Here is a 24,824-nt window from a genome sequence, read left to right on the forward strand (position 1 = left end):
ACGCATGCCCGCCGCGTCCCCTCATAATCCGCGCATGCACTTCGTGATCGAACCCGACCATCCCAGCCTGCCCGGGCATTTTCCGGGTCGACCGCTGGTGCCCGGCGTGGTGCTGCTCGATCGCGTGATTGCGGTGATCGAGGCCACCCACGGCCCACTCGGTCCGTTGCGCCTGCCGCAGGTGAAGTTCATGCAGCCGCTGTTGCCGGGCGAAGACGCGCGTGTCGAACTCGAAGGCGACGTGCCGCGCTGGCGCTTCCGAGTCCTGCGTGGCGAAACGCTGTTGGCCAGTGGCGAAGTGGTCGCCGACCGCGCGGGCGCTCCCGCATGAAACCGGCGACCTGGAAGCAGCGTCCCGAAGGTGGCGGTTTTTTCGCCATCTGGCTGATCCGCACCATCGCGCGTCGCGGCGGACGCATGGCGGCGCGCAGCCTGCTGTGGCCGATCACCTTCTACTTCCTGTTGATGCGCGGACCCGAACGCCGCGCCTCGCTCGCCTGGCTGCAACGCGTGTTGCCGGTGCGGCCGAACCTGCTGCACGCCGCACGGCACATCCACACCTTCGCATCGACCATTCTTGATCGCGTGTTCCTGCTCAGCGGCCAGCTCGAGCGCTTCGATATCGAAGTGCGGGGCCTGTCTGGCCTGGAAGCGCAACTCGATCTCGGTCGCGGCGTGTTGCTGGCGGGCTCGCACCTGGGCAGCTTCGATGCGCTGCGTGCGCTCGCCTCGCGGCGTCCCGACGTCCGCGTGCGCGTGTTGCTGGACAAGGCGCACAACCCGGCGATGCAGCAGTTGCTCGATGCACTCAATCCGCAACTCGCGCGCGACATCATCGACGCGGGACAGCCGGGAACGGCGATCGTGCTGGCGATGAAGGAAGCGCTCGAAAAAGGCGAACTCGTCGCGATGCTGGCCGACCGTGCGCTGCCGCACGAACCCGCGGTGGCGGTGGAGTTCATGGGCGGGACGGCGCGCTTTCCTACCGCGCCCTGGCAGATCGCCGGGGTGCTGGGAGTGCCGGTTACGCTGGTGTTCGGCCTGTACCGTGGCGGCAACCGCTATGAGCTGGTGTTCGAGGCGCTCAGCGATGGCGTTTCCCTGCCGCGTCATGAACGCAGGCAGGCGCTGGCCGGGCTCGTGCAGACTTATGCGGCGCGGCTGCAGCATCATGCGCGGCGCGCGCCGTACAACTGGTTCAACTTCTTCGACTTCTGGCATACCGATGACGCGACTGCCGTCCGCGACGAAAACCCCGGTTCCGACCCCGTGGCTGGCCGCGTCGATGCTGGCCGCGGCAATCCTGGCATCGTTCGCGATGCCGCTGCGCGCCGCGCCTTCTGACGCCGCCAACGATCCGTCGCGCGTCGACAGCGACTGGATCCTGTCGAAGCTGGTACAGCCCGCGCCCGCGCGCACGTCCTTCGTCGAACTGCGCGGCTCGAAGCTGCTGAAGAAGCCGCTGCGCCTGCAGGGCGAATACCTGCGCCCCGATGCCGACACGCTTGTGCGCAAGGTCGCCGCGCCATACGCGGAAACCACGACGATCCGCGCCGGCGAAGTCGAGATCGCACGCGCCGGCAAATCGCCACGCCGCTTCTCGCTGTCGCGCGTGCCGGAAATGGCCGGCTTGCAGTCGAGCTTCGGCGCGTTGCTTTCCGGCGACCGCCGCGCCCTCGAACAGCGCTATGACCTGCACACCCAGGGCACGCGCCAGCGCTGGACGATGACGCTGACGCCGAAGGACGCGGCGATGCGGCAGAAGATCCAGACGATCACTTTGTACGGACGCGGTTCGGAACTGCGCTGCATCGAGACGCAGCCCACGGAAGGTGATGCCCAGCGCACGCTGCTTGCGGGTGCCGCGCGCGCAGCGGAAGGCGTGACCGGTGCGGGCGCCCTGGCGACGTTGTGCTATGGCGGCGCGAAGCCGGTCGCTCCCACGGCGAACGAAGCCGCGACGCAAACGCCCTCTCGTCCATGAGCCGGCGAAGCCGAAGCAAACGCGATCCGAAGCCAGGCGGCAGTCCATCGCGGCATGTGGAGAAAAAAGACGCGGGCCGCACTGCCATGACCGCCGGCAAGCGGCTTGCCCTGGCACTGTTGTGGCTGGCCCTGCTCGCGCTCTCGGGGTGGTTCATCGGCAGCCGCCTCGAACTGAGCGGCGACCTGCGCAAGTTCATGCCGAGCGCCCAGACCCCCGCGCAGAAACTGCTGATCGACGAGCTCGGCGAGGGGCCGGGCTCCCGGTTGCTGCTCGTTGCGCTGTCCGGCAGCGACGCGGAAACACTCGCGGCGCAGTCGGCCGCACTGCGCGAGCGCCTCGCTTCGCAGCCGCTGTTCAAGCTGGTCGCGAACGGCGGTGAAAATGGTTTGGAGGCGATCCCCGAACGCCTGCGTCCGTATCGTTACCTGTTGTCGGACACGCTCGATACGCAGACATTCGATCGCGAATTCTTCGCCGCCGAGCTCGCGCAGCGCGTGCAGGACCTCGGCTCGCCCGCCGCGGGCCTGGTCGAGCCGTTGCTGCCGCGCGATCCGACGCTGGAAACGCTCAAGCTGGCCGAAGCCTGGCAGCCTGCGAGTGCGCCGCAACGCCTGCACGGCGTGTGGTTCGACCGGCGTGGCCGTGAAGCACTGCTTGCGATCGAGACGCAGGCGGCCGGCTTCGATCCGAAGGGACAGCAGGCCGCTGTCGATGCGATCCGCGCCGCCTTCGCTGAAGCAAGCGCGGACACCCCGACGCAACTCACCTTGACCGGCCCGGGTGCGTTCTCGGTGGAGATCGGCGGACGCACCGCGCGCGAGGCAGGCTGGATCGGCACCATCGACAGCCTCATCTTCGCGCTGCTGTTGTGGGTCGCGTACCGCAGCTGGAAGGCGCCGCTGCTCGGCGGCCTGCCGCTGGCGAGCGGCGGGCTCGCCGGCCTCGCGGCGGTGACGCTGCTGTTCGATGGCGTGCATGGCATCACCGTCGCCTTCGGCTTCACGCTCATCGGCGTCGCGCAGGACTATCCGATCCACCTGTTCTCGCACCAGCGCGCCGGACTGTCGCCATGGGCCAGTGCGCGCGCACTGTGGCCGACGCTCGGCACCGGGGTCGCATCGACCTGCATCGCCTACTTCACCTTCCTGGTGTCCGGCGTGGACGGTTTGAAGCAGCTCGCGGTCTTCACCGTCGTCGGCCTGGGCGTGGCCGCGCTGACCACCCGTTTCCTGTTGCCAGGACTGATCGATCCCGCGCCGCGCGATGCCGCGGATTCGTCGCGGCTTGCGCGGTTGTGGCAACAGGTCGCGCGCCTGCCCCGTTTGAATGCAGTGGCTTACCTGGTGCTCGCTGGCATTGCGTCTGCGGTCGCGTACTGGGCTCCAGGCGTTTTCTGGCAGAACGACCTCTCGCGGCTCACGCCCGTTGCGCCGTCGCTGCTCGCGCGCGATGCGCAACTGCGCGGCGAACTCGGTGCGCCCGATGTGCGCTATGTCATCGCCGTCGAATCGCGCGATGCAGAAACGGCACTGCGCTCGCTGGAAAAACTGCAGCCCGCGCTGGAAACCTTGCAGGCGGACGGCGCGATCGGCGGCTTCGATTCGGCCGCGCGCTACCTGCCCAGCCGCGCGACCCAGCGTGCGCGCCAACAGAAGTTGCCCGATCCACGCGCATTGCAGCGGGCGTTCGGCGCCGCGGTGGCGGCGAGCGCGTTCGAGCGCGATGCCTTCGAGGGCTTCATCGAAGATGTCGAAACCGCGCGCACGGCGCCGACGCTTTCGCCGCACGATCTCGAGGGCACGCCGCTCGCGGTCACCGTGGATGGCCTGTTGCTGCAGAGTCGCGATCACGCCACCGCGCTCGTTTCGTTGAGCGCATTGAAGGATCCGGCGACCGTCGCGCGCGTCGCCACGCAGCATGGCGCACGCCTGCTCGACCTGAAGCAGGCTTCGGAATCGCTGGTCGCCGCCTATCGCCAGCGCGTCCTGTGGGCACTGGGATTGGCCTCGCTGCTGCTCGCGGCGACGGTGTGGATCGCCCTGCGCCAGCCGCGCCGCGTGCTGCGCGTGCTCGCGCCGATGGCGCTGACCACGCTGCTGGTGCTCGCCGTGCTGCGCGGCCTAGGCATCGAACTCAACCTCTTCCACCTGGTCGCGCTGATCCTCGCGGCGGGACTCGGCCTCGACTACGCGCTGTTCTTCGACCATGCCGGGGACGATCGCGCCGAGCAGCTGCGCACGCTGCACGCGATCATCGTCTGCAGCCTCACCACGCTGCTGGTGTTCTCGCTGCTGGCGCTGTCGTCGATACCGGTCCTGCGCGCGATCGGCGGCACGGTCGCGCTGGGTGTGCTGTTCAACTTTGCGCTTTCATTGCTGGTCACGCGCCAGCGGGCGCCGGAAGAGATCGCCGCATGATCGGCCGCGACGAAATTCTCTCGCTGATTCCGCACCAGGGCGCGATGTGCCTGTGGGACGAAGTCGTCGAATGGAACGAGGTCTCTATCCGCCTGCGTGCCCGCAACCACCGCGATCCAGCGCATCCGCTGCGCAGTGGCGATCGCCTGCATGCGGTGCACCTGTGCGAATACGGCGCGCAGGCGATGGCGGTTCACGGTGGTCTGCGCGCCCGCAACGATGACGGACGCGCGCTTCCCGGCGTGCTGGTCGCGCTGCGTGGCGTTACCCTGCACGTCGCACGTTTCGATGACCTGCCCGGCGATCTCGAGTGCGAGGCCCACCCGCTCGCCGAAAGCGCGGACAGCCAGCAGTACGCATTCCGCATCAGCCACGAGGGAGAACTCATCGCCGAGGGTCGCGCCGCGGTGATGCTGCAGGGAGAAGGCACATGAGCAAGCGCGCACTGGTCACAGGCGGCAGCGGCGACATTGGCTCCGCGATCTGCAGGCAGCTCGCAGCAGACGGCCTGCATGTGATCGTCCACGCGAACGCCAACCGCGCGCGCGCCGAGGAAGTCGTTTCGGAAATCCGCGCCGCAGGCCATTCGGCCGAGCCGGTCGTGTTCGACGTGACCGACGGCGACCGCACGCGCGCTGTCATCGAGTCGCTGCTCGAATCCGCGCCGATCCAGGTCGTCGTAAACAACGCCGGCATCCACGACGACGCACCGCTCGCCGGCATGAGCGAGGCGCAGTGGAAGCGCGTGATCGACGTGTCCCTGCACGGCTTCTTCCATGTCACCCAACCACTGCTGCTGCCGATGGCGCGCACGCGCTGGGGACGCATCGTCAGCATCTCCAGCGTGGCCGGCGTGCTCGGCAATCGCGGACAGGCGAACTACGCGGCGGCGAAGTCGGCGTTGCACGGCGCAACGAAGTCGCTGGCACGCGAGATGGGATCACGCGGGATTACCGCGAACGTCATTGCTCCAGGAGCGATCGCAGGACACATGACGGACGCTGCGTTCAGTGCGGAAACAATCCGGCAGATCGTGCCGGCCGGACGCATGGGCACGCCCGAGGAAGTGGCGGCATTGGCCGCTTTCCTGTGCTCGGATGCCGCGGGTTACATCAATGGCCAGGTGATCGGAATCGATGGCGGCATGAGCTAGGTGCGGGCGGTAGTGCCGAGCGCTTAAGCTTTCCTCGCCCGCCGATGACCGGCGGCTCAAAAGGGGAAAAACCTGATGGCTCGACTGCTTCGCTTCGCGTTGCTGCTGCTTGTGCTGTGCTCGCCGGCCGTGCTCGCAAAATCCAAACTCATGACCCCTGCCGCAGAGGCGGAACCGAAGCCCGCTGAGGGCAAGGCGCTGGTGGTGTTCATGCGCCCCTCCTTCTACGGCGGCGCGATCTCCTCGAGTATTTACGATGCACCCGATGGCGCTACAACGTTCCTTGGCGTGCTGAAGTACAAGGACAAGGTCGCGGTGCAGATGGAGCCGGGTGTGCACCGTTTGATGGTGATCGCGGAAAACGCGGACTTCCTCGATGCGACGTTCGAAGCGGGAAAGACCTACTACGTGTTGGTCAAGGCGCGTCCGGGCGTCTGGAAGGCGCGCTTCTCGCTGATCCCGGTGCACAACAAGGCCGATGCCGAGTACAGCCTGCAGATGCCTGATTTCGCGGAGTGGACCAAGGCCACCAGCTTCGTCGAGAAGACGGGCGAGGCGGATGCCTGGTACGAGGAGAACAAGGTGAGCGTCGAAGAGAAGAAGACTGACTACCTGGTCAAGTGGAACAAGATGCTTCCGGAAGAGCGCGCCGAGCTGGTGTTGAATGCCGAAGACGGCGTGTGAATTCCTGAGATGATCGATCACGGCGGTTCGCCGCCGGGAACGGCTAGTGGCCCGGGCGCGCGCTCGGGCCACTTTGATGCGACGTTCAGTCCCCGGGGTGGAACATCGCCACACCGGCTGCAATACCGCTTCACCACCGAGGTGCACCATGCGCAGGCTTCTCGTTGCTTTGCTGGTTCTTTTACTCGCGGGCTGTGCCAGCACCCACCACGTGATGCTCGGCCAGACCCGGCCGGCGATCGATCCGGCCCAGGTCAAGGTCTACCAGGTGCCGCCGAAGCGGTACGAGGAAGTCGCCCGCCTGGACGCGAAGAGCGCAGTGGGCTTCGGCACGCAGGGCCAGATCAATGCCGCGATCGACCGGCTCGCGCGCGAAGCGGCCAAGCTCGGAGCGAACGGCGTGATCCTGCTCGGTGTCGACCAGACAGGGTCGCCGGTGAGCCTTGGCGTCGGCGGTGGGACGTACGGGCGCCACAGTGGCGCATCGGTCGGGCTGGGGATTCCGACCGCGCAGCAACGCGCGGAAGGCATTGCGATCTACGTGATCGAGGAATAGTCCGGCGGCAAGTAGTCGATGGGCAGGTAATCGGCAGACCGTGGTTGATGGCGTCCGGTGCTCCAGCTCGCGACGCTTCCGTCACCGCTTTTGTTTTTGCTCGTCATTCCCGCGAAAGCGGGAATCCAGCGACTTTGTTTTTGCCTTGCCTGCAGACCAGCAAGAGCAAAGACACTGGATTCCCGCTTTCGCGGGAATGACGAGCAAAAGAAGCACGAGCAAGAGCAACACGAGCAAGAGCAACGAACGGCTCGAGCCAACCAGCCCTCCAGTGCGTGAACGCCGGAGCGCTACGCGTTCCTGCCCACCGCATCCCGCAACACCGGCGCCGAAGCAAATTCCCCACTCGGATCATGGATCACCGGCGGATTCGCGCGCGTCGTCCGGTATTCGCCCATGATGTTGCCGTAGCCCCACACCTGCTTCACGACGTGCGAGGTGATGCGCCACAGGTCGCGCAGCGGGCGGAAGTGGCTCTTGCGGAACTGCGGCCCTTCGGGCTCCACGCCCTGGTAGCGCGATTCGATCGGCACCGACACGCAGCGCACGCCCAGCTGGCGCGCCGCGGTGATCAGGATCTGCGCTTCGAACACGAAATCCTCGCCCGGCACGTCGCCGAGCCTTGCGACCTTGGCCGGATAGAAGCGCTGCCCGCTCTGCGTATCGGCGACGAGGAAGCCGCAGCCCCAGGAAATGCCCCAGTCGCCGAATTCGTTGGCGAGACGGCGATAGCCCGGCTGCGCGGCGCGCTTGCGCAGGCGCGCGCCGATCACGATGTGGTCGGGGTAGGCGTTGGCGGCATCGATGAGGCGCGGAATATCGGCCGCATCGTGCTGGCCATCGCCGTCCATGGTGATGATCCCGCGTGCGCCACGGCGCAGCGCCTCTGCAAAACCGTCGCGCAGGGCCGCGCCCTTGCCCATGCGCTGCGCATGGCGCAGCACGATCACCGGCAGGCCGGCGATCTGTTCGCCGGTGCCATCGTCGGAACCGTCATCGACCAGGATGACGTTGGGGCATTCCCGCAGCGCGCCTTCGACGACGCCGCGGATGCGCAGCGCCTCGTTGAGGGCGGGAATCACGATGTAGACGTCGTTGCGTTCGATCACCTGCAGATCCTGACGGTCAGTGCACGCCCGGCCCCGGCGCGCAGGATTACGGAGTCTTCACTACCACGCGCGCCGTCGCGGGCGAGTGCATCGAACACCGGCAGCATCTGCGCCATGGCATTGCCGGCCGCTTGCTTCGACAGCACGCCGCCGGAAGATGCCTCGCCACGATCCTCGCCCAGCTCGAGCGCGATCACGGGAGCGCCTTCGCGCGCGTGTCGCGACAGCACCATCGCCGCGCCGAGCAGGCCTTCGCTCGGAACCACCTGCCTCAGTGGGCCAGCCGATGCGCCGTCGTAAGCGGCCAGCAGTACCGCTTCGGCGCCGCTGGCCAACTGGGCCAGTGCTTCGATCAGTGCCTGCGCAAACGTGGCATCGCCTGCGCTGAGGGCTGTCGTGGGCTGCATCGCGCCGGTGCCGATCGTCCAGTAGCCCGCCGCCGCGTTGTGCACGGAATTGTGGAAGCGGGTCGGCGAAATGCTGCGCGGATCGCTCGCGAGCGCGGCGCACATGTAGTCGGTGATCACCAGGTCGCCGCTCGCCGAGGCAAACACCGAAGGCAATGCGATGGGCTCGCGTCCGGCCGCGGTGCAGGCGGCGAGCGCGACTTCCAGCGCGACCGCGACCGGCTCCGGTGCGCGTCGCCGTTCGTTGGGAGCGAGCAGTTGCGGCGACGGACGTGCCGGCGCATCGGCCACCAGTTCGCCACCGTTCGCGTACGCGCGGGCGGCATCCCACGACGGCAGGCCAGGCGCCCAGAAACCGACTCCTTCGATGGTGGCCTGCAACGGCGTCATGCAGGAGCCCGGCCGAATACCAGCGAGCAGTTGTTGCCGCCGAAGCCGAACGAATTGTTCATCGCGTGCGTGATCGGACGTCGCGCATTGTCGAAGCGGATCTGCGGACCGCACGCGGGATCGGGTGTGTCGCTGTTGAGGATGCCGGGCAGCTCGCCGTGTTCGAGCGCAAGCAGGGCGATCACCGATTCGACGATGCCGGCCGCGCCCAGCGTGTGCCCGGTCCAGCCCTTGGTCGAGCTGGCGTGCAGCGTCTCGGGGAACAGCGCCGCGACCGCGAGCGCTTCGACGGAGTCGTTCGCCGGTGTCGCGGTGCCGTGCAGGTTCAGATAACCGACGTCATCGGGTTCGAGGCCTGCGCGCGCCAGCGCATCACGCATGGCCAGTTGCGCGCCGAGCCCCTGCGGATGCGGCGTCGACATGTGGTACGCGTCGCTGGATTCGCCGTAGCCGCGCAGTTGCAGCATGGACGGCGCGTCGGTGGCGCGTTCCAGCAACGCATAACCGCCGGCTTCCCCGAGCGACAGACCGGTGCGCGCGGCGTCGAACGGTCGGCACGGATCGCTCGACACCAGTTGCAAGGAGTTGAAACCGAACAGGACGCTGCCGCAGAGCGTATCGATCCCGCCGACGAGCGCGGCATCGCACAGATTCGCCTCGATCAGGCGCGCGGCCTGCGCGAACACCTTCGCGCTGGATGAACACGCAGTGGCGACTGTCACGCACGGACCACGCAGGCCGGTGGCGGCCTGGACGAAGCCGCCGGGCGAGTGCGGTGCATGGATCATCGGCCGGTGCAGGTCGGCGGGCATCGCGCCGTTTTCGAGCCGCGCGTAGCCTTCCTCGGTGGCACCGATGCTGGCGGTCGAAGTGCCGATCACCACCGCAACGCGTTCAGCTCCGTGGCGCGCGGCGGCAGCGGCGACCGCTTCGCGCATTCCATCCTGCTGCAGCGCGAGCCATGCGAGCCGGTTGTTGCGGCATTCCCATTGCGCGAACTCGGGGGGAAGCGCGGCGTCTTCCAGGCCTTCGACGCGGCCGATCCAGCAATCCAGCGGCTCCTGGCCTGGCGCGAGCACGGGCAGGTCGTTGCGCCGCAGGCCACCGCGGCGTTCACGCAACGCGCGGAACTGCGCCTCGCAGCCGCGGCCGAGCGCGGTGGTGGCGGTGTACGCGCGGATCGCCAGCGGCGCCATCGGCGGCGGGCGGACATGCGACGACATCGGCGACACGCATTGCTCCTTTGTGACAGGGGCCGGAGTATAGCCAGCGGGGGTCCATGGCACGCGCGCCGCGCGGCCCGCCGATTTATCCTTGCGTCACGGGCCCGCAGCAGATCTCCATGAAAACCTCGGCCATGAGCAGCCGGATCGTCCACCGTTTTTCCCTCGCCATCGACCGCGACGTGCTGCATGCCGGCGTGGTCGCGCTGTCGGCGTGCGTGCTGAGCGCTGGGCTGGTGTACGTGGGCTATTTCGTGCACGTGTTGCGCGTCGCGAAGCGCGCCCCTTGCGAGCCGCAGCATGGCGACTGCGTGCTGCTGTTCGGCAAGAACGCGCCGCGCGGCCGCATCGACCGCGACTTCGCTGCGCGGCTGGATCGCGCGGTGTCGCTGTGGCAACACGCGCCGCGACGCAGCCTCGTGCTGCTGGGTGGCGGAGCGCAGGGCGAGCGCAGCGAGGCCGAAGTCGCGCGCGATGCCCTGCACGCGCGCGGGCTGGACCGCGAAGTCGCGATGCAGATGGAATCGCAGTCGCGCGACACGCTGCAGAACCTGCGCAACGCGCGCCTGCTGCTCGGCGAGGGCATGCGCACGCGCGTGACGCTGCTCAGCAACCGTTACCACCTCGCGCGCTGCGCGCTGTTCGCGAACCAGCTCGGCTACGACTGGGAATTGTGCGCGGCCGAAGCGAAGCTCCGGCTCGGCCCCGGCACGCTGTGGCGGCTCGCGGGCGAAGCGGCGTACGTGTGCTGGATCGACCTGGGAACGCGCTGGGCGCGTTTGATCGGCCACCAGCGGATGCTGCAACGGGTAACGTAAAAAAGGGATGGCGACGCGAGTCGCCATCCCTGTTCGAAGCATCCAGGCCGCGCTTACTTCGCCTTGCGCGCCGGCACGAATTCCTCGCGCACCGCCTTCGCCAGCAAGGCCGGCGGCAGCAGGCCCTGGTCGAGCAGGAAGTCGTTGAACGCCTTGCGATCGAACCGGTCGCCCAGCGCGATCTCGGTTTCCGCGCGCAGCTGCATGATCCGCGAATAGCCGTAGAAGTAACTGCCGGCCTGGCCTGGGGACTTCACCGAATAACGATCGACTTCCTGGCGCGCCATCGCCTTCGAGTAGCCGGCCTGTTCGGTCAGCACCTTGAACGCGGTATCGCGGTCGGTCAGTCCGAGGTTGATCATCGGATCGAGCATCGCGCGCGCCGCGCGCAACAGGCGGAACTGCAGGGCGATCAGCTGGCCTTCGAGCGGTTCGTACGGAACCATCTCGGCTTCGGCATACAACGCCCAGCCTTCGACGTTCACCGAATTGAACGCGTACAGCGTGCGCGCCAGCGACACGCCGCGCTCGACCATCGCGGTGAACTGCAGCTCGTGGCCGGGACGGCCCTCGTGCGCGGTGAGCGTCCACGCACCCGCCGGATAGTTGAAGTCGTCGTAGGGGCCGTCGGCGCCCGCGTTCGGATTGCCCAAGGGCAGCACGAAGGTGCCCTGCTGCCCGGTGTTGCCGATCAGCGGCGCCGGCAGGAAGTGCGGCGCGGGCTGCGCGGCGCTTTCGGCCGGCGTTCCCAGGCGCATCTGCATCGGGCGCTGCGGCAGGGAAACGACCTTGTTGGCGGCGATCAGGCGATCGAGCTCCGGCATGACCGTGTTGCGGTAATGCGGCTCGATCTGGTCGTTCTTCAGCTGCGGCTGCTTGAGCTCACGGATCACTTCGACGTAGTTCGTCGACTTCAGGCCCTTCGCCTTCGCCACCAGCGGCGCGAGCTGCTGCATCGCGTTGCGGGTTTCCATGAACTCCAGCTGCGCGCGTTCGATCAGCACGCGCGGGTCGATGTCGATGCCGTAGTTCTTCAACGACAACGCGTACAGCTCCGCGGGCAGCTTGTAATCGGTGCGCGCGGTCGGCAGCACGGTCGACTTCGACCATGCGTTGTAGTCGGCCAGCTGCTTGTCCAGCGCATCGAGTGCGGTGGCGGCTTCGCCATCGAGCTTGTACTTGGCGAAGAGGTCGCGGATCCCCTGCACGTAGGTCTTCGCGTTATCGAGCGACTGCTGCACCTCGATCTGGGTGGGCTGCAGCAGCCCCTTCTCACTACGTTCCTCGTAACGCTGGCGCGCGAGCGTGGTCAGCGGCGTGGTGCCGGGCATCACGCCGACGTAGCGCTGCAGCCGCTGCACCGCCTTGGCGCGACGCTCCTGCGGCGTCTGGTCGGAGAGCAGCGACTGCATGCCCTGGAAGATGGTCTGGCCCGCATCGAGCCACGGACGCGTCAGCTTCTCGTTGACCTGGCTGGCTTCGATCTGGTCGTCCGCGGCGCGCAGCAGGATCGCGATGTCCTGTTTCACGTTCGCGTCGGTTTCACTCGCCGCCTTCGCCTGCAGTTCGGCCTTGGCCTTCGCGGTGGCCTCGCGGAAACGCTTTGCGTAGTTGGGCCCGAAGTCGAACACCTGGTCGTCGAAGCCCGGTACGCCGAAGAACGACACCTGTTCCGGCTGGAACGGCGCCTGCGCCTTGATCAGGATCTGGGTGTATTCGTTGCTCTTCGCTACCCACGACGGGGCGGCGGGGCGAGCCGAAGCCGGCTTCGCCGCAGGTGCCGCCTGCGCGAGCACGGTAGCGGGCGCGAACAGCGCCAGGGACACGGCGAAGAAAAGTGGCGCGAGTGCGGGGGACCTGGTCACGGGATAGCTCCTTGGGTGGACGGCGCAGCATGGGCCGGCTTCATGCGCGAACCATGCGCCGAAGGTCACGGCATGGATCCTTTTATTGCCCGGGACGCAGGCAACGATCGAAGAAATCGGCACTCACCCGCAGCCGGTGCAGCAGGTCAGTGCCGCGCAGCCCATGCTTCGCGCCCGGGTACGTCATCAGTTCGAACGGCTGGCCGCGCTTCTGCAGCGCGCTCATCAGCGCGGTGGAGTTGGAGAACAGCACGTTGTCGTCGGCCATGCCGTGTACGAGCAGGAGCTTCGAGGTGAGGCCGCCGATGTGCTGCAGCACGCGGGCGTCGCGGTAGCCGTCGGTGTTCGCGGCCGGCAGGTTCATATAGCGCTCGGTGTAGTGGGTGTCGTACAGGCCCCAGTCGGTGACCGGCGCGCCGGCGATGCCGCAGGCGTACTGGTCGCTCGCCTTCGCCAGCAGCATCAGCGTCATGTAGCCGCCGTTCGACCAGCCGTGCACGCCGATGCGTTCGCCGTCGACCCACGATTGCGACTTCAGCCACTTCACGCCGGCGAGCTGGTCTTCGACTTCGACGGTGCCCTGCTTGCCATACAACGCGCCACCGAAGGCAGCGCCGCGGCGTGGCGTGCCGCGGTTGTCGATCGAGAAGACGGCGTAACCGTTCTGCGCGAGGTACTGGTTGAACCAGTGGTCTCCGCGCCCCGGCCAGCTGCGCACGACCGTCTGCGAGGCCGGGCCGCCGTAGACGAACACGACCACCGGATAGCGCTTCGAAGGATCGAAGCCGGCCGGCTTGACCAGGCTGTAGTGCAGCGTGGTTTTCCCGTCGGCCGCGGTGAGCGTGCCGAACTCGAGTGGACGCTGCGCGGCGCGGTACTTCGCATAGGGATGCTTCGGGTCGATGATGTCGTTGTCGAGCAGCGTCGCGATCAGCGTGCCGTCGTTGCGGAACAACTGCAGCTGCGGCGGCGTGTCCGGCGTCGACCAGTTGTCGACGTAGACGCTGGCGTTGCCGGCGAACGTGGCCTTGTGCGTGCCGTCCGGCTTCGACAGGCGCTCGATTCCGCTCAGCGTAGGCGAAGCCGAAGTCGAAGGGGGAAGCGCAACGCGATACACCTGCACGTCCAGCGGCGAGTCCTTGCCCGCGGCGAAGTAGACGAAGCCACTGGTTTCATCCACCGCGAGGACGTTGTCGACCGGCCAGTTCCCCGAAGTCAGCGCATTCGCATGGCCCTTCGCGTCGACGACATACAGGTGCTCGAAGCCGCTGCGTTCCGACGACCACAGCAGGCGGCCGTCCTTGAGGAAACGCAGGTTGTTGTGCAGCGGCACCCACGTCGTGCCCGTTTCGGTGATGAGGGTGCGCTGCTTGCCGCTCACCAGGTCGGCTTCGACCAGCTCCAGCTTCTTCTGGTCCCGCGACTGGCGCTGGAAGGTCAGGTGCTGCGGATCGCGCCAGTCGACGCGGGCCAGGTAGATATCGGTATCCGGACCGAGGTCGATCGTGCGCGTGGCCACGGGCGACATGCGTGCCTGAAGGCGCACGCGCGCGGGGCCGTCTTTCGTGTCGATCGCATGTTCGCTCGTCGGCACGGGCTTGCCGATCGGGGCGATGCCGGCCACGTGCAGGGTGATCAGCACGTTGCGGTCGCCGGCGGCGGGATAGCGCTGCTCGACGACTTCGGTGCGATCCGGATAGACCTCGTAGCGCTTCTGCACCGGCACCGGCGATTCGTCGATGCGGGTGAAGGCGATTGCCGAATCATCCGGCGCCCACCAGTAACCGGTGTGGCGATCCATTTCCTCGTCGGCGACGAATTCCGCCACGCCATTGCCGATGGTGTCGCTGCCGTCGCGGGTGAGCTGGGCCTGCTTGCCGGAAGCCAGGTCGATCACCCACAGGTTGCGCTCGCGGATGAAGCTGACGAAGCCGCCCTCCGGCGAGATCTTCGGATCGGTTGCGAAACCTTCGCCATTGGTGAGCTTGCGCACCGCGTCCTTGCCGCTCTTGCCGAGGTCGTACAGGTACAGCTCGCCACCGAGCGGGAACAGCAGCGCCTTTCCATCGGGCGACCACTGGTATTCGATGATGCCGCTCAGCGACGCGGTGCGCGCGCGTTCACGGCGCGCCTTCTCGGCATCGCTCAGCACTTCCTCGCCGGGCAGCACGACGTTGCTGTCGACCAGCATCTGCGTCCTGCCGCTGGCGACGTCGTACGCCCACAGGTCGAGGCGATTCTTGTTGTCGCTCTTGCCGCGCAGGAAAGTGACGCGGCTGCCATCCGGGGAGATCGCGGGCTTCTCGAGGCTCGGCCCGGAGAGCGGCGCATCGCCCGCGATCGCTTCGAGCGTGAGCTTGCTGGCGGTGGTGGAGGGCAATTGGGCTTGGGCGCTCATGGCGAATGTGACGGCGACGAGGAAAGCGGGCCAGCGCATGGGCGCATGCTCCGGTGAGTGGATAGGATGCCGATTGTAGGGTTGCTTTTGCCTTGTCTCGTCATTCCCGCGAAGTGCTTCACCACAGCCGGTGGCTGGTCAGGCAGGAAGCGCTTTTCCACAGCGCGAGGCGCTGGTCATCCAATGACTTCGCTCTCCCGACGACGCCTGCTTTTGCATGAGTGACGAGCCAGAGCAACCATCGCAACGCGAGGACTTCCCCATGCAATGGATGATTTACGGCGCCACCGGCTACACCGGCCGCCTGATCGCCGCCGAAGCCGCCAGGCGCGGCCTGCAACCGGTACTGGCGGGCCGCAACGAAGCCGCGCTGCGCGTGCTGGCCGACGAACTGGGCTTGCGCTGGCGTCAGTTTCCTCTCGACCTGCCTACCGCGGTCGAAGAGGGATTGCGTGGCATTGACCTGGTGTTGCATTGCGCCGGCCCGTTCTCCGCCACCAGCGCGCCGATGCTCGAAGGCTGCCTCGCCAGGCGCACGCATTACCTCGACATCACCGGCGAGATTGACGTCTTCGCGCATTGCCACGCGCAGCATGCACGCGCGCAGGAAGCCGGAATCGTGGTGGCGCCCGGCGTCGGCTTCGACGTAGTGCCCAGTGATTGCCTCGCCGCGCAGTTGCATCGCGACAATCCATGGGCGACCTCGCTGGTGCTCGCGTTCGAAGGCGGCGGCGGGTTCAGCCCGGGCACCGCGAAGACCAGCGTGGAAGGCCTCGGCAGCGGTGGGCGTGTACGCGAAAACGGCGAGCTCAAGCGTGTGCCGCTGGCGTGGAAGACGCGCACCTTCACCCGCGATGGCGCCGACCGCATGGCGATGACGATCCCGTGGGGCGACGTCTACACCGCGTACGTCAGCACCGGCATTCCGGACATCGAGGTCTATACCACCGCCTCCCCGAAAAGCATCGCGCGCATCCGCCGCCTGCGCATGCTAGGACCGCTGCTGCGCATGCAAGTCGTGCAGCGCTGGCTCAAGCGCCGCGTCGAGCGCAGCGTGAAAGGTCCGGATGCGCGGACGCGTGCGGACACGCAGGCGCACTTCTGGGGCGAAGTGCGCGGCAACGGCCGCGCGCAAGTGCGGCGCATGGTCACGCCGAACGGCTATGCGCTGACGGTCGATGCGTCGCTCGGGATCGTGCAGTGCTTCCTCGACAACCCGGCACCGCCTGGCGGGTACTACACGCCTTCGCAGCTGATGGGGCCGGATTACGTGCTGGAATTGCCGGGCGTGGCGATCGTGGGCCCGGTATGAGGCTTGCCACGGACGCTATCTTGCCGCTCGTCATTCCCGCGAAGGCGGGAATCCAGTGACTTGGAGATTGCCGTGGAACTGTCTGTACATGCTTGGCGAGCAAAAGCATCAGTCACCGGATGACCAGCGCTTCGCACTGTGGAAAGGCCCTTCCCGCCTGACCAGCCTCCGGTTGTGGTGAAGCACTTCCCGGGATGACGGGCAAGAAACGCAAACCGGCGCGACTTGGCAGCGTCACCAGCGGCCGCTACCCTGCGGCGTCCCTGAAAAGCAACCGCATCCAATGTCCGACGTCCGTTCCGATGCCCGCCTCAATCCGCTGCCTGCGCTGATCTTCTCCTCGCGCTGGCTGCAGCTGCCGCTGTACCTGGGCCTGATCGTCGCGCAGGGCGTGTATGTCTTCCTGTTCGCCAAGGAGCTGTGGCACCTCATCCACGAGACGCCGCGGCTGAGCGAGCAGGACATCATGCTGATCGTGCTCGGCCTGATCGACGTGGTGATGATCTCGAACCTGTTGATGATGGTGATCGTCGGCGGTTACGAAACCTTCGTCTCGCGCCTGCGCCTGGAAGGCCACCCGGACCAGCCGGAATGGCTGAGCCATGTGAACGCGAGCGTGCTGAAGGTGAAGCTGGCGATGGCGATCATCGGCATCTCCTCGATCCACCTGCTCAAGAGCTTCATCGAAGTCGGCATGGTCGATGGCTTGCCGTTGTGCAGCACTGCCGCCGGCATCGAGGCCGTGAAGCTGATGCAGCCGCTGATCGATGCCGGGCAGAAGCTGAAGGCGTGTACGTCGATCACCACCGCTGGCGTGATGTGGCAGACGATCATCCATGGGCTCTTCATCGTCTCGGCGATCGGCATTGCCTACACCGACAAGCTGATGACCGGTACGACCAGCAAGCGCGAACACGCCCACGCGCACTGAAGCGTTCAGCGGCGCTGCATGATCGCGCGACGCAGCGCAACGGCGCTCGCGCGATCCGAAAACCGCAGTCCGCCGTCGGCGGATCGCGCAAGGCCAAGCGCGGCGTAGCTGGAATCCAGCGACGGAAATTCGCGCGATGCGGCGTACTCCCGGTAGCGGTCGCGGAAACCGGCGCCGCCGGCGATGCGATCCAGCTGGGTGACGAAATCCTCGGGTGCCACTGCGCCGCTACCACGCAGGCAGCAATCCGAATAGCGGGAAAGCACGTCGTCCAGGCTGCTGCCGGCGCGACGCAGCGCGAGGTCCCTCTCGAGCCAGTACGCGGCGCCGGCCCAGTACACCCGCATCGTGCCGCGGCGACCGGGGCTCAGTTCGTCGAGTCGCAGGCCGCTGCCTTCGCGCTGGCCGCGGCCGAAACCGGCGTCGAGACGGCGCCAGACTTCCTCTTCGCCAAGCGATCCGCTGCGGGCACGCAGGACGTTCTGGTAATAGCTCGCCAGGCCTTCCGCGAGCCAACGCCCGTCATCGCCCAGGTAGGGGTGGAACAGGTGCGAAAGTTCATGTACCGCAGTCCAGTCGGCGCGCAGTTCTTCAAGGCTCGCGCCCTTGCGCACGTAGAGCAGCACCGCGACCGATCCGCGACGTGAAGTCTGGCCCCAGGGAACGGGACTGTCGCTGCGCCGGTCGACCTCGCTGATGCGTACGGTCGCCTCTTCGAGCGGGAAACGACCGTACGCGCCCAGGCTTGCCCGCGCCGCTTCGGCGATCCACTCGCGCAGCATGCGCGTGCGCGTTGCGTCGATTTCTGGCGCGATGCTGATCCGGAGCGTGCGACCGCCGGCAGTCAGCATGTCGCCGTCGATCTCCAGTGCATTGGGCGAAGCTTGCACCGATGCAGCAAGCAGGCACGCAGGAACCAGGGCGCGCATTGCCATGAGGGAGGCGGGTCGCAACGATCTGAACATGGGAAGCGGCGTCCGGCAGTGTCCGCGCCACTGTGCCGCCGAAACCGTGAAGGCCGCCTTTCCCGACGGCGTCCTCAACCTGCGTTCTCAATGAGCGACACGCGTGGCCGGTAGAATGCCGGCATGGATGTTTCGCATTTCCTCGACGCGCTGAACCCCGCCCAGCGCGAGGCGGTCAGCGCTCCGCCAGGCCACTATCTCGTTCTCGCCGGTGCCGGTTCCGGCAAGACCCGCGTGCTCACCCACCGCATTGCGTGGCTCAACGAGGTCTTCGGCGTGCCCCCGCACGGCATCCTCGCGGTGACCTTCACCAACAAGGCCTCCGGCGAGATGCGCGCGCGCGCCGAGCACCTGCTGCGCCATGGTGCGCGCGGCATGTGGATCGGTACCTTCCATGGCATCGCGCACCGCCTGCTGCGCCTGCACTGGCAGGAGGCGAAGCTGCCGGAAGGCTTCCAGGTGCTCGACAGCGACGACCAGCTGCGCCTGGTCAAGCGCGTGGTGCAGCAGTTGGAACTCGACGACGCGCGTTTTCCGCCGCGGCAGATCGTGTGGTGGATCAACGCGCAGAAGGACGAAGGCCGGCGTCCGCAGAACATCCAGCCCGACGCACGCGACGAATGGCTGGACGTCATGCACCGCTGCTACGCGCTATACCAGGAGCGTTGCGATCGCGCCGGCCTGGTCGATTTCGCCGAATTGCTGCTGCGCGCGCACGAATTGCTGCGCGACAACCCGGCGCTGCTGGCGCATTACCGCCATCGCTTCCGCGAGATCCTGGTCGACGAATTCCAGGACACCAACGCGATCCAGTACGCCTTCATCCGCGTGCTCGCCGGCGAGAGCGGCCATGTATTCGTGGTCGGCGACGATGACCAGTCGATCTATGGCTGGCGCGGCGCGAAAGTCGAGAACATGCAGCGTTTCCTGCGGGATTTCTCGGATGCGCAGACGATCCGCCTCGAACAGAACTACCGTTCCACCAGCACGATTCTCGAAGCTGCCAATGCGGTGATCGCCCACAACCCGGATCGCCTGGGCAAGAAGCTGTGGACCGACACCGGCCATGGCGATCCGATCGACGTGTATGCCGCGTACAACGAAATGGATGAGGCCCGCTTCGTCGTCGAACGCATCCGCCAGTGGGTGCGCGATGGCGGCGATCACGGCGATGTCGCGATCCTTTACCGCAGCAACGCACAGTCGCGCGCGTACGAAGAAGTGCTGCAGGAAGAGCCGCGGATTCCGTTCCGCGTCTATGGCGGCATGCGCTTCTTCGAACGCGCGGAGATCAAGGACGCGCTGGCTTACATGCGCCTGATCGCCTCGCGCGTGGACGACGCCGCGTTCGAGCGTTCGGTCAACATGCCGCCGCGTGGGATCGGCGATCGCACGCTGGAGGAGGTGCGCAAGCGCGCCCGGGCCGACAGCGTCGCCTTGTGGGAAGCCGCATTGCGCGTCACCCGCGACAACACCTTGCCGGCGCGTTCGCGCAATGCGCTGGCCGGCTTCCTGCTGCTGGTCGACGATCTGTCCAACGAAGTCGAAACGCGCACGCTGCCGGACAAGATCGACCACGTGCTCGTCCGCTCCGGACTGCGCGAGCACTACGCCAACGAGTCGCGCGGGCAGCTCGATTCGCGTACTGACAACCTCGACGAACTCGTGTCCGTCGCCTCGCGCTTCACCGGCGGCGAAGACGAGGAGGAGGCCGCGGCCATGCCGGAACTCGTCGCCTTCCTCAGCTATGCCGCGCTCGAAGCCGGCGAAGGCCAGGCCCAGGCGGGCGAGAACAGCGTGCAGCTGATGACGCTGCACAGCGCGAAGGGGCTGGAGTTCCCGCTGGTGTTCCTCGGCGGGCTGGAAGAAGGCCTGTTTCCGAGCCTGAAATCGTCGGAAGAAGCCGGTCGCGTCGAGGAGGAACGCCGCCTCGCCTACGTCGGCATCACCCGCGCGCGCCAGAAGCTCGTGCTCAGTTACGCGGAAACGCGGCGCATCCACGGCATGGACATGTACGGCACGCCGTCGCGGTTTTTGCGCGAAATCCCTGCTGCACTGCTCCATGAAGTGCGGCCGAAGGTGCAGGTGTCGCGTCCGATGTATTCGTCGCAGCCGCGCCGCGATCTTGGCCATGCAGCGATCGACGTGCCTGCGTTTCGGCTCGGACAGGACGTCGTGCACCCCAGTTACGGCCCGGGCGTGGTCACCGATTTCGTCGGCAGCGGCGCCTATGCGAACGTGCAGGTCAATTTCGAGAGCGCCGGCAGCAAGTGGTTGAAGCTGTCGTCGTCCAACCTGCAACCCGTCTGAAACGGCTGCAGTTGGTCGCCGGCGAGCGCCATCCGTCGCCACGTCCTGAAAAAAACTGAAAAAAGTGCAAAAAGACGCTTGGCGGCGCGGCTTTTGTGCCCTACATTCCGCTTGCCGAGGGGTTTTTCCAGGCATACCTCAAATCAACTCTCCATCCGGGGGACATACAAAAATGGCGAAGAAAAAAGCTGCTCCGAAGAAGGCCGCTGCGAAGCCGGCCGCCGTCAAGCCGATCAAGGAAGTGCTGGGCAAGTCCGGCCTGGTCGCTCACCTGTCCGAAACCACGGGCGTTGCCGCGAAGGACGTGCGTGCGGTCATCGGCGCACTGGAAACGACGGTGCATGCTTCGGTCAGCAAGAAGGGCGCGGGTGCATTCACCCTGCCGGGCCTGCTGAAGATCAACGTGGTGAACGTTCCGGCCAAGCCGAAGCGCAAGGGCATCAACCCGTTCACCAAGGAAGAGCAGTGGTTCGCTGCCAAGCCGGCCACCGTCAAGATCAAGGTCCGCGCGCTGAAGAAGCTCAAGGACGCTGCGGCCTGATCCCCGGATCCTGCTGCCGTGATCGACAAGGCCCGCGAAAGCGGGCCTTGTTGTTTCTGCAGCGGTAGGCGCTTTTTCCGCACGCAGCGCTCGGCGGTGCTGCCCTTCTGCGAATCATTACCGTTTTTTGCTCGTCATTCCGGTCTGCGCGGGAATGACGAAGCGCCTGTCACTCAATAGCGACGCGCCTGCGCAGTGTGCTTTTCCATTTCGTCCCGCATCGGGCAAGGCTCGCCGCCAACCGGATTGTCCGCGCTTACAAACGGGAATCGAATCACGGCCCAACGTTGCCGGTCGACCTCAGTTCCACTGAAAAAGCTTCCACATCACCGGCGACACCGGGCCTTCGCCCTCGCTGCTGTCGAGGCGCCCATCGCCGTTCTTGTCGATGAGGTAGTACGGCGCGCCACGCTTCGGCGTGACCTTCACCACCTGCAGCTGGCCCTGCACGCGGTATTCCTCGACGCGGTCGCCATCGACCACGCGGCTGGTGACGTCGGCGTTCTCCAGGCCGGCGGTGGGGTCGCTGTCCATCGTGGCGCAGCTGGCCAACGCAAGGACAAGCAGGAAGGGGGCAATCGCACGCATGGGGTTCTCCACGGCAAGGAGGAATGGCTGGAGCATACGCGCCTGTGCGTGACACGGCCGCATCGACGGGCCGAGGCGTGCCAAGACGATCGCGACGGCGCCTGCGGAGAGTCGCCGCGTAGAATCGCCGGCATGAAACGACTCGTCCTGATCGATGGTTCCAGCTACCTCTATCGCGCCTTCCACGCGCTGCCGCCACTGAACAACGAGGCGGGTGAGCCCACCGGCGCGCTGTTCGGCGTGGTGAACATGCTGCGTGCGCACCTCAAGGAGCAACCCGATTACATCGCCTTCGTCGTCGATGCACCCGGCCCCACCTTTCGCGACGCGATCTATCCGGAATACAAGGCCAACCGCAAGGCCATGCCCGACGAATTGCGCGCGCAGGTCGAACCGATGTGCGAGATCGTGCAGGCGCTCGGTTTCCGCATCCTGCGCATCGGCGGCGTGGAAGCCGACGACGTGATCGGTACGCTGGCGACACAGGGCGCGGACGACGGTATCGACGTGACCATTTCCACCGGCGACAAGGACTTCGCCCAGCTGGTTCGGCCCGGTATCACCCTGGTGAACACCATGAGCGGCAGCCGCTACGACGGCGAGTCGGCGGTGGTCGAGAAGTTCGGCGTGAAGCCCGACCAGATCGTCGACTTCCTCGCGCTGATGGGTGACAGCATCGACAACATCCCCGGCGTGGAGAAATGCGGGCCGAAGACCGCGGCGAAATGGCTGGGCGAATACGGCACGCTCGAAGGGGTCATCGCGCACGCGGACGAGATCAAGGGAAAGATCGGCGACAACCTGCGTGCCGCGCTACCGCGCCTGCCGCTCAACCGCACGCTGACCACGATCAAGATCGACGTTCCGCTGGATTACCGGCCTGACGACCTGATGCTGCAGCCGCGCGACACCGACGCCCTGCGCCGCCTGTACGCGCGCTACGGCTTCAAGCAGGCGCTGCGCGAACTGGAAGGTCCCGGCGCCACCGGCGATACAGACGCGGAAAAGATCAGCGTGCGCGGCACGGCCGCGGGCTACGCGCGCAGTGCGGCCGTGGCCGAACCGATCGATCCGTCACTGTCGGTGCCGGGGCAGTACGAATGCCTCCTGGACGCGGACAAGCTCCAGGCCTGGGTCGCGAAACTGCAGGCCGCCGAAGCGTTCGCCTTCGACGTCGAAACCGATTCCCTCGACCCGATGCGTGCGCAGCTCGTCGGCATCAGCTTCGCGGTCGAGCCGGGCCACGGTGCCTACCTGCCGCTTGCGCACAGCTATCCCGGCGCGCCGCTGCAGCTTTCGCGCGACGCGGTGCTTGCGGCGCTGAAGCCGCTATTCGCCGATCCGGCCAAACGCAAGATCGCCCAGCACGGCAAGTACGACCTGCACGTGCTGCGCCGCCACGGCGTCGAGGTGCACGGCTACGCCGACGACACGATGCTGGAAAGCTTCGTCTACAACGCGACCGCCACGCGCCACGACATGGATTCGCTGGCCAAGCGCTATCTCGGCTACGACACGGTCAAGTACGAGCAGGTAGCGGGCAAGGGGGCGAAAGCCATTTCCTTCACCCAGGTCGCGCTCGAAGAGGCCACCTGTTACGCCGCCGAGGACGCCGACGTCACCCTGCGCCTGCACCTCGCGCTGGCGCCGAAACTCGCCGCCGAGCCCGCGCTGGAGCGTGTGTACCGCGAGATCGAGATGCCGCTGGTGCCGGTGCTGGAGCGCATCGAAGCCAACGGCGTGCTGATCGATGCCGATGAATTGCGCCGCCAGTCCAACGATCTCGGCAAGCGCATGCTCGCCGCGCAGCAGAAGGCGACCGAGATGGCGGGTCGCAGCTTCAGCCTGGATTCGCCCAAGCAGCTGGGACAGCTCCTGTTCGACGAACTCAAGCTGCCGGCGCTGGTGAAGACGCCCAGTGGCCAGCCTTCCACGAACGAGGAAGCGCTGGAAGCGATCGCCGACCTGCACGAACTGCCGCGCGTGATCCTGGAATACCGCGGCCTCGCCAAGTTGCGCAGCACCTACACCGACAAGCTGCCGGAGATGGTGAACCCGGACACCGGGCGCGTGCATACCAGCTACCACCAGGCCGGTGCCGCGACAGGGCGGCTGGCATCGAACGATCCCAACCTGCAGAACATCCCGATCCGCACCGAGGACGGCCGCCGTATCCGCAATGCGTTCGTTGCGCAGCCGGGACGCAAGATCGTGTCGTTCGACTACTCGCAGATCGAGTTGCGGATCATGGCGCACCTGTCGGGCGACGAAGGCCTGCTGCGTGCGTTCGAATCCGGCGCCGACATCCATCGCGCGACCGCGGCGGAAGTCTTCGGCAAGCCACTGGACGAGGTGAGCGGCAACGAACGCCGCGCGGCGAAGGCGATCAACTTCGGCCTGATGTACGGCATGAGCGCGTTCGGCCTGGCGCGCAACCTCGGCATCGCGCGCGGCGAGGCGCAGGATTACATCGCGCTGTATTTCTCGCGCTATCCCGGCGTTCGCGATTTCATGGAACGCACGCGCCAGCAGGCGCGCGACCGCGGCTATGTCGAAACCGTGTTCGGCCGCCGCCTCTACCTCGACAATATCGGCTCACGCAACGCAGGCCTGCGCGCGGGCGCTGAACGCGCCGCGATCAATGCGCCGATGCAGGGCACGGCCGCCGACATCATCAAGCGGGCGATGGTCGATATCGACAACTGGCTGGAACCGCATCGCAATGACGCGGGTCAAAGCCCGGCGCTGATGGTGCTGCAGGTGCACGATGAACTCGTGTTCGAAGTCGATGGCGGATTCGTCGACACGCTGCTCGCTGAGGTGCCGCAGCGGATGGCGGCCGCCGCGCAGTTGCGGGTGCCGCTGGTAGTCGACAGCGGGGTGGGTGACAACTGGGGCGAGGCCCATTAAAAGAACAAACGCCGCTGGCCGCTCGGTCCGGACCGGCCGGCGAGGACCACCCGTTCGGGTGAGCCGAAGCAAGCCGGACGACGTTCGACGCTGTTCTGGCATGTTCCGCGCCGCTGCATGCCCGGTTCAGCGATATTGACCGAACTTGTCGGAATGAATCCGTCCTGAATCCAACAGATTCTTAACCTTCGCCTTCACGAACTATCCATGCGGAGGATGGTCTTATTGCTCGCGACAGGTGCAATGCCTGTCGCTGATCT

The 24,824-nt window shown here is 66.6% G+C and carries 21 protein-coding genes; 14 read left to right on the forward strand and 7 right to left on the reverse strand.

Annotated features, from left to right (window positions below; translation table 11 throughout):
- Positions 1–34: 34 nt before the first annotated feature.
- The 8 genes from ASD14_RS00965 (at position 35) to ASD14_RS01000 (ending at position 6,797) form a co-directional block, all read left to right on the forward strand.
- The gene (locus ASD14_RS00965) at positions 35–331 is read left to right on the forward strand and encodes a dehydratase (RefSeq protein WP_056127587.1); all 297 of its coding nucleotides are present in this window, start codon (positions 35–37) and stop codon (positions 329–331) included.
- Complete coding sequence (locus tag ASD14_RS00970) at positions 328–1,344, forward strand: acyltransferase (protein WP_056127591.1); 1,017 nt, start codon at positions 328–330, stop codon at positions 1,342–1,344. Before ASD14_RS00965 ends, ASD14_RS00970 begins: the two co-directional genes overlap by 4 nt.
- A complete protein-coding gene (locus tag ASD14_RS00975; protein ID WP_056128792.1) occupies positions 1,319–1,984 on the forward strand; it encodes a LolA-related protein in 666 nt (221 codons plus the stop codon). Before ASD14_RS00970 ends, ASD14_RS00975 begins: the two co-directional genes overlap by 26 nt.
- A gap of 86 nt (positions 1,985–2,070) precedes the next feature.
- Positions 2,071–4,404, forward strand: coding sequence for an MMPL family transporter (locus tag ASD14_RS00980; RefSeq protein WP_056127593.1), 2,334 nt, complete (start codon positions 2,071–2,073; stop codon positions 4,402–4,404).
- Entirely contained in the window at positions 4,401–4,838 is a 438-nt protein-coding gene (locus tag ASD14_RS00985) for a hypothetical protein (RefSeq protein WP_056127597.1), read from the forward strand. The genes ASD14_RS00980 and ASD14_RS00985 overlap by 4 nt, the downstream gene beginning before the upstream one ends.
- Positions 4,835–5,557 (forward strand): 3-oxoacyl-ACP reductase FabG, encoded by a 723-nt coding sequence (gene fabG / locus ASD14_RS00990; RefSeq protein ID WP_056127599.1) that lies wholly within the window; start codon positions 4,835–4,837, stop codon positions 5,555–5,557. Before ASD14_RS00985 ends, fabG begins: the two co-directional genes overlap by 4 nt.
- Before the next feature lie 75 nt (positions 5,558–5,632).
- Complete coding sequence (locus ASD14_RS00995; protein WP_157474939.1) at positions 5,633–6,241, forward strand: hypothetical protein; 609 nt, start codon at positions 5,633–5,635, stop codon at positions 6,239–6,241.
- A gap of 148 nt (positions 6,242–6,389) precedes the next feature.
- Positions 6,390–6,797: a hypothetical protein gene (locus ASD14_RS01000; protein ID WP_056127605.1), complete on the forward strand. Its 408-nt coding sequence runs from the start codon at positions 6,390–6,392 to the stop codon at positions 6,795–6,797.
- Between the two features lie 290 nt (positions 6,798–7,087).
- Here ASD14_RS01000 and ASD14_RS01005 read toward each other — a convergent pair whose 3' ends face one another.
- The 3 genes from ASD14_RS01005 to ASD14_RS01015 are packed head-to-tail and all read right to left on the reverse strand — an operon-like array spanning position 7,088 to position 9,899.
- Positions 7,088–7,912: a glycosyltransferase family 2 protein gene (locus ASD14_RS01005; RefSeq protein WP_056127608.1), complete on the reverse strand. Its 825-nt coding sequence runs from the start codon at positions 7,910–7,912 to the stop codon at positions 7,088–7,090.
- Positions 7,903–8,703: a beta-ketoacyl synthase chain length factor gene (locus ASD14_RS01010; protein WP_056127611.1), complete on the reverse strand. Its 801-nt coding sequence runs from the start codon at positions 8,701–8,703 to the stop codon at positions 7,903–7,905. The genes ASD14_RS01005 and ASD14_RS01010 overlap by 10 nt, the downstream gene beginning before the upstream one ends.
- The gene (locus ASD14_RS01015; RefSeq protein ID WP_056128795.1) at positions 8,700–9,899 is read right to left on the reverse strand and encodes a beta-ketoacyl-[acyl-carrier-protein] synthase family protein; all 1,200 of its coding nucleotides are present in this window, start codon (positions 9,897–9,899) and stop codon (positions 8,700–8,702) included. Before ASD14_RS01015 ends, ASD14_RS01010 begins: the two co-directional genes overlap by 4 nt.
- Before the next feature lie 161 nt (positions 9,900–10,060).
- Between ASD14_RS01015 and ASD14_RS01020 the strand changes: the two genes are divergently transcribed.
- Complete coding sequence (locus ASD14_RS01020; protein ID WP_235565272.1) at positions 10,061–10,744, forward strand: YdcF family protein; 684 nt, start codon at positions 10,061–10,063, stop codon at positions 10,742–10,744.
- Positions 10,745–10,797: 53 nt separating this feature from the next.
- Here the strand turns inward: ASD14_RS01020 and ASD14_RS01025 are convergent, their stop codons facing one another.
- A complete protein-coding gene (locus tag ASD14_RS01025) occupies positions 10,798–12,609 on the reverse strand; it encodes a DUF885 domain-containing protein (protein ID WP_056127617.1) in 1,812 nt (603 codons plus the stop codon).
- 82 nt (positions 12,610–12,691) lie between these two features.
- Positions 12,692–15,007 carry a S9 family peptidase gene (locus ASD14_RS01030; RefSeq protein ID WP_157475005.1) on the reverse strand — a complete coding sequence of 772 codons (2,316 nt, stop codon included), beginning with the start codon at positions 15,005–15,007 and terminating at the stop codon, positions 12,692–12,694.
- Positions 15,008–15,224: 217 nt separating this feature from the next.
- Between ASD14_RS01030 and ASD14_RS01035 the strand changes: the two genes are divergently transcribed.
- Both ASD14_RS01035 and ASD14_RS01040 read left to right on the forward strand, forming a co-directional pair.
- Positions 15,225–16,319, forward strand: a complete 1,095-nt coding sequence (locus tag ASD14_RS01035; protein ID WP_056127624.1) for a saccharopine dehydrogenase NADP-binding domain-containing protein — start codon at positions 15,225–15,227, stop codon at positions 16,317–16,319.
- Between the two features lie 283 nt (positions 16,320–16,602).
- Positions 16,603–17,250: a TIGR00645 family protein gene (locus tag ASD14_RS01040; protein ID WP_056127628.1), complete on the forward strand. Its 648-nt coding sequence runs from the start codon at positions 16,603–16,605 to the stop codon at positions 17,248–17,250.
- 5 nt (positions 17,251–17,255) lie between these two features.
- Here ASD14_RS01040 and ASD14_RS01045 read toward each other — a convergent pair whose 3' ends face one another.
- Complete coding sequence (locus ASD14_RS01045; RefSeq protein ID WP_056127632.1) at positions 17,256–18,185, reverse strand: hypothetical protein; 930 nt, start codon at positions 18,183–18,185, stop codon at positions 17,256–17,258.
- Positions 18,186–18,338: 153 nt separating this feature from the next.
- Between ASD14_RS01045 and uvrD the strand changes: the two genes are divergently transcribed.
- Both uvrD and ASD14_RS01055 read left to right on the forward strand, forming a co-directional pair.
- Positions 18,339–20,525 (forward strand): DNA helicase II, encoded by a 2,187-nt coding sequence (uvrD, locus tag ASD14_RS01050; protein WP_056127635.1) that lies wholly within the window; start codon positions 18,339–18,341, stop codon positions 20,523–20,525.
- Positions 20,526–20,697: 172 nt separating this feature from the next.
- The gene (locus ASD14_RS01055) at positions 20,698–21,066 is read left to right on the forward strand and encodes an HU family DNA-binding protein (RefSeq protein ID WP_056127637.1); all 369 of its coding nucleotides are present in this window, start codon (positions 20,698–20,700) and stop codon (positions 21,064–21,066) included.
- Positions 21,067–21,366: 300 nt separating this feature from the next.
- Here the strand turns inward: ASD14_RS01055 and ASD14_RS01060 are convergent, their stop codons facing one another.
- Positions 21,367–21,654 carry a DUF2782 domain-containing protein gene (locus ASD14_RS01060; RefSeq protein ID WP_056127640.1) on the reverse strand — a complete coding sequence of 96 codons (288 nt, stop codon included), beginning with the start codon at positions 21,652–21,654 and terminating at the stop codon, positions 21,367–21,369.
- A 132-nt stretch (positions 21,655–21,786) separates the two neighbouring features.
- On the opposite strand from ASD14_RS01060, the gene polA reads away from it, so the two are divergent.
- Positions 21,787–24,564, forward strand: a complete 2,778-nt coding sequence (gene polA, locus ASD14_RS01065; protein WP_056127642.1) for a DNA polymerase I — start codon at positions 21,787–21,789, stop codon at positions 24,562–24,564.
- Positions 24,565–24,824 lie beyond the last annotated feature (260 nt).

Origin of the sequence: Lysobacter sp. Root494 (assembly GCF_001427225.1) — a bacterium.
Taxonomy (GTDB): domain Bacteria; phylum Pseudomonadota; class Gammaproteobacteria; order Xanthomonadales; family Xanthomonadaceae; genus Agrilutibacter.